Annotated in this window: 10 protein-coding genes; 8 read left to right on the forward strand and 2 right to left on the reverse strand. The window is 62.3% G+C overall.

Annotated elements, in window-relative coordinates; all coding sequences use genetic code 11:
- Positions 1 to 21: 21 nt before the first annotated feature.
- From SO140_RS13440 to SO140_RS13465, 6 genes are all read left to right on the forward strand, one after another.
- On the forward strand, positions 22 to 975 hold the full coding sequence (locus tag SO140_RS13440) for a VOC family protein (RefSeq protein WP_449380202.1): 954 nt from the start codon (positions 22 to 24) through the stop codon (positions 973 to 975).
- Positions 959 to 1,324: a Rieske (2Fe-2S) protein gene (locus tag SO140_RS13445; protein WP_449380203.1), complete on the forward strand. Its 366-nt coding sequence runs from the start codon at positions 959 to 961 to the stop codon at positions 1,322 to 1,324. The genes SO140_RS13440 and SO140_RS13445 overlap by 17 nt, the downstream gene beginning before the upstream one ends.
- A 43-nt stretch (positions 1,325 to 1,367) precedes the next feature.
- Positions 1,368 to 2,498 carry an FAD-dependent oxidoreductase gene (locus SO140_RS13450; protein WP_449380204.1) on the forward strand — a complete coding sequence of 377 codons (1,131 nt, stop codon included), beginning with the start codon at positions 1,368 to 1,370 and terminating at the stop codon, positions 2,496 to 2,498.
- 34 nt (positions 2,499 to 2,532) lie between these two features.
- Positions 2,533 to 3,696 carry an MFS transporter gene (locus tag SO140_RS13455; protein ID WP_449380205.1) on the forward strand — a complete coding sequence of 388 codons (1,164 nt, stop codon included), beginning with the start codon at positions 2,533 to 2,535 and terminating at the stop codon, positions 3,694 to 3,696.
- 117 nt (positions 3,697 to 3,813) lie between these two features.
- Positions 3,814 to 4,812, forward strand: coding sequence for a fumarylacetoacetate hydrolase family protein (locus SO140_RS13460; RefSeq protein ID WP_449380206.1), 999 nt, complete (start codon positions 3,814 to 3,816; stop codon positions 4,810 to 4,812).
- A 42-nt stretch (positions 4,813 to 4,854) separates the two neighbouring features.
- Complete coding sequence (locus SO140_RS13465; RefSeq protein ID WP_449380207.1) at positions 4,855 to 5,625, forward strand: cyclase family protein; 771 nt, start codon at positions 4,855 to 4,857, stop codon at positions 5,623 to 5,625.
- Positions 5,626 to 6,100: 475 nt separating this feature from the next.
- Here SO140_RS13465 and SO140_RS13470 read toward each other — a convergent pair whose 3' ends face one another.
- Positions 6,101 to 6,298 carry a hypothetical protein gene (locus tag SO140_RS13470; protein ID WP_449380208.1) on the reverse strand — a complete coding sequence of 66 codons (198 nt, stop codon included), beginning with the start codon at positions 6,296 to 6,298 and terminating at the stop codon, positions 6,101 to 6,103.
- 89 nt (positions 6,299 to 6,387) lie between these two features.
- Here SO140_RS13470 and SO140_RS13475 point away from each other — a divergent pair, with 89 nt between their 5' ends.
- Positions 6,388 to 6,720, forward strand: a complete 333-nt coding sequence (locus tag SO140_RS13475; RefSeq protein WP_498542715.1) for a hypothetical protein — start codon at positions 6,388 to 6,390, stop codon at positions 6,718 to 6,720.
- 130 nt (positions 6,721 to 6,850) lie between these two features.
- On the opposite strand, the gene SO140_RS13480 is transcribed toward SO140_RS13475, so the two are convergent.
- Positions 6,851 to 7,738 carry a VOC family protein gene (locus tag SO140_RS13480; protein WP_449380210.1) on the reverse strand — a complete coding sequence of 296 codons (888 nt, stop codon included), beginning with the start codon at positions 7,736 to 7,738 and terminating at the stop codon, positions 6,851 to 6,853.
- A 168-nt stretch (positions 7,739 to 7,906) separates the two neighbouring features.
- Between SO140_RS13480 and SO140_RS13485 the strand changes: the two genes are divergently transcribed.
- Positions 7,907 to 9,094: a CaiB/BaiF CoA transferase family protein gene (locus tag SO140_RS13485; RefSeq protein ID WP_498541402.1), complete on the forward strand. Its 1,188-nt coding sequence runs from the start codon at positions 7,907 to 7,909 to the stop codon at positions 9,092 to 9,094.
- Positions 9,095 to 9,167: the final 73 nt, after the last annotated feature.

Consider the following 9,167-nt stretch of genomic DNA (forward strand, 5'->3'; position numbering starts at 1 on the left):
GGATAGGACTGGAGAAGAACAATGAAAATCGTCGGATTGGACAGCGTCGTCTTCGGCGTCGATGACGTCGCGGGCGCTGCGCGGTTTCTCACCGATTACGGCCTGACGCCGGTGAACGTTTCGGAGAACGGCGGACGTTTCGAGGCCATCGACGGCACGTCGGTGGTGATTGCGCACGAGGGCAATCCGCGGCTGCCCGCGCCACCTACACCGGGGTGCCGCTTGCGGAAGACCGTGATGGGCGTGGCCGACACTGCGACATTGCAGGCGATCGCGGCCGAGTTGCGCCGCGATCGCGAGGTTCGCCAGTTCGACGACGGCTCGATCGAATCGATCGACGACGCGAATTTCGTTATTGGCTTCCAGGTCTCGGTCCGTCGGACCTTCACGCTGGCGGGCGAAATTTCGAATGCTCCCGGCGGGATCATGTTCCGTCCGATCAACAGTCTTGGTGTGCCATCGCCTGGCTCGGTCATCCGCCCGCGGTCGCTCTCCCACGTGGTGTATTTCGTTCCCGACGTCCTGAAGGCCGAGGCGTTCTACGTCAATCGCCTCGGCTTCCGCTGCACCGACCGCTTCACCGGCACCGGTCCGTTCCTGCAGCCGGGCGGAAGTCTCGATCATCACACGCACTTTCTGATGGCCGCTCCGCCGCACATGCACGGGCTGGAGCACTTCACCTTTCATTTTGGTGGTCCGACCGAGATGATCGCCAACGGCTATCGGTTCGTCGAAAAGGGCTATCAGGCTTTCTGGGGACCAGGCCGTCATATGCTGGGCTCGAACTGGTTCTGGTATTTCAACAGCCCGTTTGCCTGTCACATCGAGATGGATGCGGACATGGACCAGCACGATGCGAGCTGGACGCCGCGCGAGACGGCGGCATCGGCGGACAATTCACAAACCTTCCTGCTGAAGATGCGGAAGAAGTGGTCTCCAGGTCCTGGAATTCACGAGAATGGCGACTACGCCTGAAACGGATTTGGAAGGTTGGATTCGGCTGTGCCGGTCGGAGGAGATCGGTGAAGGGCAATCACGCGGCTTCGATCTCGGAGATGAGGACCAGGACACGATATTCGTCGTTCGTTGTCGTGGAGCCCTGCATGCGTGGCGCAATGCCTGTCCGCATGTCGATGGCGCACCAATGGCCTGGCGCAGGGACGCGTATTTGAATGCCGATGGCACGCGCATCGTGTGCCACGCGCACGGGGCTCAATTCATGCCCGATACCGGTCTCTGCGTTCAGGGGCCGTGTCTCGGCAAGCGGCTGATACCGGTAGGGTTCGTCACCGACGCAGATGGCGGACTGTTCGTGAAGATATGAGATGGCGCCTCAAAGAGGCGCGCGCTCGGGGGGAAAGAGCAGCATGGCGGTGGTCAACAGGGTTCTAACTATCGGCGGCGGGTTTTCCGGCATGGCCGCGTCGATCCAGATGCGCAAGGCCGGCATCAGCGTCGATCTCGTCGAACTCGATGCGAACTGGCGACCGGAGGGGGCCGGCATCTCCGTCAGCGGCCCGACGCTGCGTGCGCTCGAGACGATCGGCGTGTATGACGAGTTCGCCAAGCGGGGATTTACCGCCGACGGGGTCGATCTCTTCACGCCAACCGGCCACAAGGTCGGGGAGATTCCAACGCCAAAGGTCGCGGGCTCCGACGTTCCCGGCGGCGGTGGAATCATGCGCCCTGAGCTCGGTCGCATCCTGGCCGATGCAACACGCGCCAGCGGTGTCTCCGTTCGCGTCGGATGCACCTATAAACGGCTCGAACAGGCTGGCGACCATGTCACCGTTGCTTTCACCGACGGGACGACAGGGACATATGATCTCGTCGTCGTTGCTGACGGCGTTCATTCGAGGACCCGTGAATTGCTATTCCCGGACGTGAAGCCGCCGCAATATGTGGGGCAGGGCGTCTGGCGTGCTGTCCTGCCGCGCCCCTCGGACATCGTGCGCCCGCGGATGTGGCTGGGAGGGCCTGTGAAGGTCGGCGTCAATCCGGTCTCGCAAACCCACATGTACATGTTCATCACCGAGGCGCGGCCGGACAAGCTTCAAGTCGATGCGGCGAGCCGGCCGCAGCTGGTTGCCGATCTCATCGCGCCCTTCGCCGACCCCGTTCTGGTGGCGTGTCGTTCCGACCTTTTCGCGCCAGACGCCGCGATCGATTATCGTCCGCTCTCGAATCTGCTCGTGCCAGCGCCGTGGAATCGCGGCCGCGTGATCCTGATCGGCGATACGGTTGCCGCAACGACGCCGCATCTGGCATCCGGCGCGGGCATCGGCATCGAGAGCGGCATCGTTCTCGCGGAAGAGCTGATGCGGGCCTCGACGCTCCAGGAGGCGTTCGACGGCTTCCATGGTCGCCGTTGGGATCGCTGCCGGATGGTGATCGAGAATTCCGAACGGTTGTGTCGCATCGAGATGGAAAATGGCGACAAGGCCGAGCACGCCGGGATCATGCGTGAGTCGGTGGCGGCCCTGACACAGCCGATCTGAAAAGAACGATACCAACGATCAACGGGAGGAGCAGATGAAATCAACAACGGAAACATGGTCGGGTCGAATTCCCCTGATGGTGGCGCATTGCGCCGGCATGGTGGATCTCGTCGCGTTGCCGGTCTGGGTCGGGACCCTCATCGAACGTTACAAGTTCACTCCTCAACAGGCTGGCGGACTTGCCACCTTGTTCCTCCTGGGAGCCGTGCTCAGCAGCGCATTCTTCGCGCCGCGGTTCAACCGGCTCAATGCGCGCGTTGCGGCAGTTGTCGGCTTCGGGATCGCGAGCGCGGCCTTCCTGGTCGCCAGCAGGATGTCCGACTTTGCGCCGCTCGCTGGTCTGCACGCCGTGGCCGGCGCCGCGGCCGCCTGCGGACTGAGCTTCACCCACGGCACAATCGCCCGCAGCGCCAATCCGCATCGATTGTTCGCGATCGTAGGCATGGCGCTCGGCGTCTTCGCGATCGTGTTCCTCGGCGTCACGCCCAATCTCGTCGCTAGCCTTGGCGGGTTTGCGCTGTTTGTTGCCTTCGCGGCGATCATGGCCATCGCTGCGCTCTTCGCCGCGATCTCGTTTCCGACCGGAGGTGCCCAGCGTGCGGACGACATTGTTGCCGCTGTGAGCCATCTCGGGCGAGCTGTCTGGTTCGGCATCGCCGGCATCAGCTGTATGGCACTGACGCAGGCGATGATGTTCAGCTTCATCGAGCGCATCGGTATCGATCGTGGTTTTGGGACCCAAGCGGTTACAGGCGTCCTGATCGCCCTCGGCTTCGTCAACCTGCTTCCCGCTCCGCTCGCTGCATTGCTGGAGAGACGGTTGCCGGCGAAGACCGTGCTGCTTGCCGGGCCGGTTTGCCAGGCCGTGATTGCGGTTGCGGTCACGTTCGGTGCGGGATTCGTCGCCTATGCAGCTCCCACCGTGCTGTTCGCTGCGGTCATGATATTCACCCACACCTTCGCGTTCGGGCTGCTGTCCCGTCTCGATCCCACGGCTCGCGCGCTTGCGGGAACGCCGGCAATGTTGATGATCGGCGCAGCCGTTGGCCCAATTCTTGGCGGTACGCTCGTCCAGCTCTTCGGCTATCCGGCACTTGGCCTGTGTGCGGTCGTCATCTCGACCGTCGCGGTCCTGTTGTTCTCGAAGGTGTTTGCTTCGGCGGCTCGGCCCGTGCCAGGTTCGCTTGAAATCGCCTGATCCCAGCGCGGTACAAATCACGCATGGGCCAATCGGAGCGGCAAGCCGGGGCCGCATGTTGTTCGTACTTGTGGACGGAAGGTTCGGCCCGGAAGTCAATTTGGAGAGGAAGGGCCCATGAGGTTTGCAACCTACGACGATGGGAGCATCGACGGTCGTCTGGTCGTCGTGTCGAAGGACGGGACGCGGGCGGTCGAGGCGAGCGGTGTCGCGCCGAGCCTTCTCGCCGCGCTGCGCGTCTGGTCGCAGGTCGAGACACCTCTGCGCAGCCTTGCGGACCAGCTCGAGAGTGGAAAGGTCGAGGGTGAGCTCGTTTTCGATCCCGCCCGCTGCCTCGCACCGCTCCCGCGCGCGCCGCAATGGTGCGACGGTTCGGCCTTCCTCAATCACGGCTGGCTGATGGACGTTGCGCTCAAGAAGGCGCCGATTCCCGATTTCGAGACCATCCCCGTCATGTATCAGGGGGCCAGCGATGATTTTCTCGGACCGCACGCAGACGTTCCCTTCGTGTCGGAAGCCGATGGTATCGATTTCGAGGGTGAGTTCGGCGTCATCGTCGACGAGGTCGCGATGGCGACGCCGGCAACTCAGGCCGGCGAGCGTATCCGCCTGCTTGTTCAGATCAACGATTGGAGCCTGCGCGCGCTCGCTGCGCGCGAGGTGCGAACCGGATTTGGATTCTTGCAGTCGAAACCATCGACCGCCTTCGCGCCGCTCGCCGTGACACCGGACGAATTTGGCGACGCCTGGCGCGATGGCCGGCTCGACATGGCTCTTCACGTCTCGCTCAACGGAACACGGGTTGGCTCCGCCTCCGGCCGCGAAATGACATTCTCCTTCCCGCAATTGATCGCCCATGCGGCAAAGACCCGTCGTCTGACGGCGGGCACGATCATCGGATCGGGGACGGTCTCCAACGCGGACCGCGCCGCCGGGTCGAGTTGTCTTGCCGAGGTGAGAGCCATCGAAACGATCGATCACGGTGCGCCACGAACATCGTTCCTGAAATTCGGCGATCGCGTGACCATGCAGGCCCGCTTTGCCGATGGTCGCGAGGGGCCGTTCGGATTTGTCGATCAGACGGCGGTCCAGTCAACGCCGCTCGAGATGATCTGAAAACGTAAGTTCATGCGGATCCTCTAGAGAGAGAAGCTCACCATGACGATGCGCTTTGTCGATATCTCCGTGCCGCTCCAGGTCGGGATCAAGTCCGATCCGCCGGGCCTCGAACCGCACATCCAGTATTTCGGTCACAAGGACGCGCTGCACGAGGTCGAGGCCATGATGGGGCTGACGCCCGATCAATTGCCGGATGGCGAAGCATGGGCGTTCGAGCGAGTGCAGATGAGCACCCATAACGGGACCCATCTCGATGCGCCCTGGCACTATCATTCGACCATGAACCGCGGACAGCCCGCGGCCACGATCGATCAGATCCCGCTCGACTGGTGCTTTAGGCCGGGTGTGAAACTGGACTTTCGGGACAAGCCCGACGGCCACGTCTGTACGGCTGCGGATGTCGAGGCCGAACTCGCGCGCATCGGGCATACGCTTCAACCGCTGGACATCGTCCTCGTCAACACCGCGGCGGGCACACGCTATGGACATGACGACTATGTCGGTCGCGGCTGCGGCATGGGACGAGAATCCACGCTTTACCTGCTCGAACGTGGGGTCCGTATCACTGGAACCGACGCATGGAGCTGGGACGCCCCGTTCGGTTTCACACGGCAGAGGATTGCCGAAACCGGCAACAGCGCGCTGTTCTGGGAAGGGCACAAGGCCGGGCGTGAGATCGGCTATTGCCATCTCGAGAAGCTGCACAACCTTGAAGCCCTGCCTGACTACGGCTTCACGGTATGCTGCTTTCCGGTCAAGGTCGAACGCGCATCCGCAGGTTGGACACGGGCTGTCGCGATCATCGGTTGACGGTCAAGGCAATCCGCCTACCTGGCGCGGCGGTCGCAGAGGGCCGAGTGACGTTCGTTGCGTTCGCACGAAAGGGCCCGGCGATAGCGAGGCCTGCAGACGCCCGCTGCGAGCAGACATGATACGATCTGATCGGACTAGGTTGGGCGTCGGAGCCCGGGAGAATTGATCCACTCGTCTATGTGGGCTGCCGTGTCGGCTTGGCTGGCCTTTCTCTGAAGCTCCTCTTTCTCCTTGCCGGCCGGCATCGTTTTCGCGTGCTCACGACTCTCCTGCGCGACTTTCGAGAGCTCGTCTTGAAGAGAGACTGTCTGCCCAAAAACGTATCGCATGACGCTGCTCCGGCGTGCGGATGGCGAATTCGCGACTTTCGAATTTACGGGTGACGTGATGCTCGTCGAGGACGAGTTTCTACCCTCTCGCTCGCGAACGCCAGTTCTTTTTTGACCCACTTCAAAAGAGATCGACTCAAGAATCAGTCAGAAGTGATGTCGCGATGTTCGATGTCCCGCTGAAGCCTCGCTTGAAATTGTTGGTCAATGGGCGCGGCCCGTCGCTTGGGTTCGTAGCGCTCCACCAGCTTCAAAAGACGCCTTTTGATAAAGGGATCAGCCTGCTCTGCGAGATCACGCAATATCGTCGCGCGCTGCTTGTTAAATTCGTCGTCCAACATCGTCGTCCCCGTACAGAAAAAAAGATATTTGCAATTGGGTCAGTATAGCGCCTCATTGTTCTTGAGGAAGGCCCAAACGGGAATCTTGCTTGATTAGCTCGCAAGTGTGGCAATCGTGTTCGGCTGTTTTGTCGAGAGATTCCGCCAGAGATGGCGCCACGTCGTCGAGTTTCGACGAATCGGCAGCGAATCTCGTCAGCGACGTCTGCAGTCCCATCGCGCGTGACGGCTACTTCCTCAACAATATTCCCACCGTCCGCGCCATTCGCCTCACCGATCCGGCGTGGCGGCCCAGTTCGTCGGCGATCTTCGATGCGCCAATTCCCTGCCGCGCGAGCCTGAGCAATCGCCGGACTTCCTGCTCGGTCCATTGCTTTGGCTTCGGTGTTTTCATGGCGCTGCGCTCGACAGGCACCAGTTAACCAGTGAGCCAAGTGGCCAACACTTGGGAAATTTACGGGTGGCCTCCGCGCTTGGACATCATCCTTCTGATGATGCAATCGAAGGAGCGGAGCACGAGCCGGCCTTTGCCAAGCGCAATCCCTGTTGCTCCTATCCGTCGTATTGATCCGGCCCCATCGCCCAGGATGATTGATCGTGGCCGAACGCGTAGTTGCGGTTGGTGATCGCCGGGTTGCGATTGACCATCGGCCGCATGAACATTGGATGGGTCGCGCTGCGCACCTCGTGCTCGACCGTGAAGAGATGCTTGCCACTGTCGAGATCGACGATGTCGCAAAACCGGTACTGGTATTGATTGTCCTCGCGGGAGATCAGCTTGCGCGCCGACAGCCTTCGGTAAGGGCCGGAGAAATCGGTGATGTACATTTGCACATGATGGCCGTCATAGTCGGCCTGGGGGCGATCGGTCTCGCGGAACAGGAGATGCTGGCCGCGGCCCGTCTTCACCGCGGCAACCTGGCCGTCACCGTTCCGCAAGCTGGCGGGCATGCCCATGATCTCGGGATAGAAGGCGCAAATCGCCGGCGCGGTTCCGAGCGGCACCTCGAATTCGACGTAGGGGATGCCGAGCGCGATGCGCCCAAAGCGCGCCGCGTCCGGTTCATGGCAGCGTAGGCGATTGCCCCACGGACAGGTCGCCTCGACGTAGTCGTTGTGCTCTGCGAACGCGAACGCCGTGCCCTCGAGCTTGCTGGCGACCGATGCCAATCGCGCCAGCAGCGCCTCGCGGCCCGCAATGACCAGTCCGACGTGACCGCGCAGCACCTGCGGCCGGCCGCTCGGCAAGTGAAACTGGCTTTGACCGGCATTGATCCACATGTTGGTGTCGGACACCATCAGATAGGGGTCGCGGGTGAGCCCGAGCCCCGTGACGTAAAACAAGGTCGCGAGGCGCTGATCGGGGACCTGGACGTTGACGTGCTCGAGATGGATCGCGTTGCCGAGATCTTCGGCGGATCGGTCGAATTGTTGGGGCATGGATGCGGCTCTGGAAACGATGACGGACTGGCCATACTAGAGCAGAATTTCCGTCAGCCGAAACTGTCAGCCGATCACATCTGCGGGCAAAGTAGCATGCTCGTTGCCACCTTGCCGTGGCAGCCAGTCCCTGTAATCTGGCAAAAACATAGATAAGGGAAGGCATCGATGGGGGGAGTTCTGGAGGGCGTGCGCGTCCTCGACTTCGGACGCTATATCGCGGGACCGTATTGCGCGACATTGCTGGCCGAATTCGGCGCCGAGGTCATTCGCGTGGAAAAGCGCGACGGCAGCGAGGATCGCTTCGTGGCACCGGTCGGCGAAGGCGGTGAAGGCGCGCTGTTTCTGCAGATCAACCGCAACAAGAAGTGCATCACGCTCGATCCGATGAAGCCGGAGGGGCACGAGATAATGCGCCGCCTGGTTGCGACCGCGGACGTCGTCGTCGCCAACCTGCCTCCGCAGACCCTGCGCGCGATGAAGCTCGATTACGACTCGTTGAAGGCGATCAGGCCCGACATCATCCTGACGACGGCAACCGCGTTCGGCGGGCCGGGCCCCTGGTCCGACCGCGTCGGTTTCGACGGTGTCGGGCAGGTCATGTCGGGCTCGGTGTACATGACGGGCGCTGGCGATCCGCCTTACCGGGCCGCGGTGAACTGGGTCGATTTCGGAACTGCGCTGCATTGCGCGTTCGGGACGCTCGCCGCGCTGATCGAGCGCGGCAAATCCGGGCGCGGGCAGATCGTCGAGGGGGCGTTGCTCGCCACCGCGCTGTCCTTCACCAATGCCACGCTGATCGAGCAGGCGGTGATATCAGTCAATCGCGTTCCGACCGGCAATCTCGGCCAGACCGCTGCTCCAGCCGACATCTACCGCACCAAAGACGGCTGGGTGCTGTGCCAGGTCACGGGTCATCCGCTGTTCAAACGCTGGGCGAAGCTGATGGGCGAGGAGGCGAAGTGGCTGAACGATCCGCGCTTTGCCGACGACAACGGCCGCGGCAACAATGGCCCCATCATCAGCGAACGGATGGCACGCTGGTGCGCCGAGCGCACCACGCAGGAGGCTGTCGACACGCTTGGCGGTGCGATGATTCCGGCCGGGCCCGTCCTGAGCCCGCAACAGGCGCTGGATCATCCGCACATCCGTGCTGCCGGCTTCATGCAGGACGTCGATTATCCGGGCTTGCCGAAACGCGCACCGGTCGCACGAGCAGCCGTCCGGCTGTCGGAAACGCCGGGTGAAATCGCGGCGCGACCGCCGACGCTCGGCGAACATACCGATTTCGTCTTGGCCGAACTCGGCTACGACGCGGCTGCGATTGCGGCGCTTCGGCAAGGCGGCATCATCTAAAGCGGGATGGGGTTAGGTTGAATCGATTTGGGATTCCCAAATCAGCTTGTTTCTGATTCACCATGCTGGCTGG

The organism is Bradyrhizobium sp. UFLA05-108 (genome assembly GCF_059803455.1).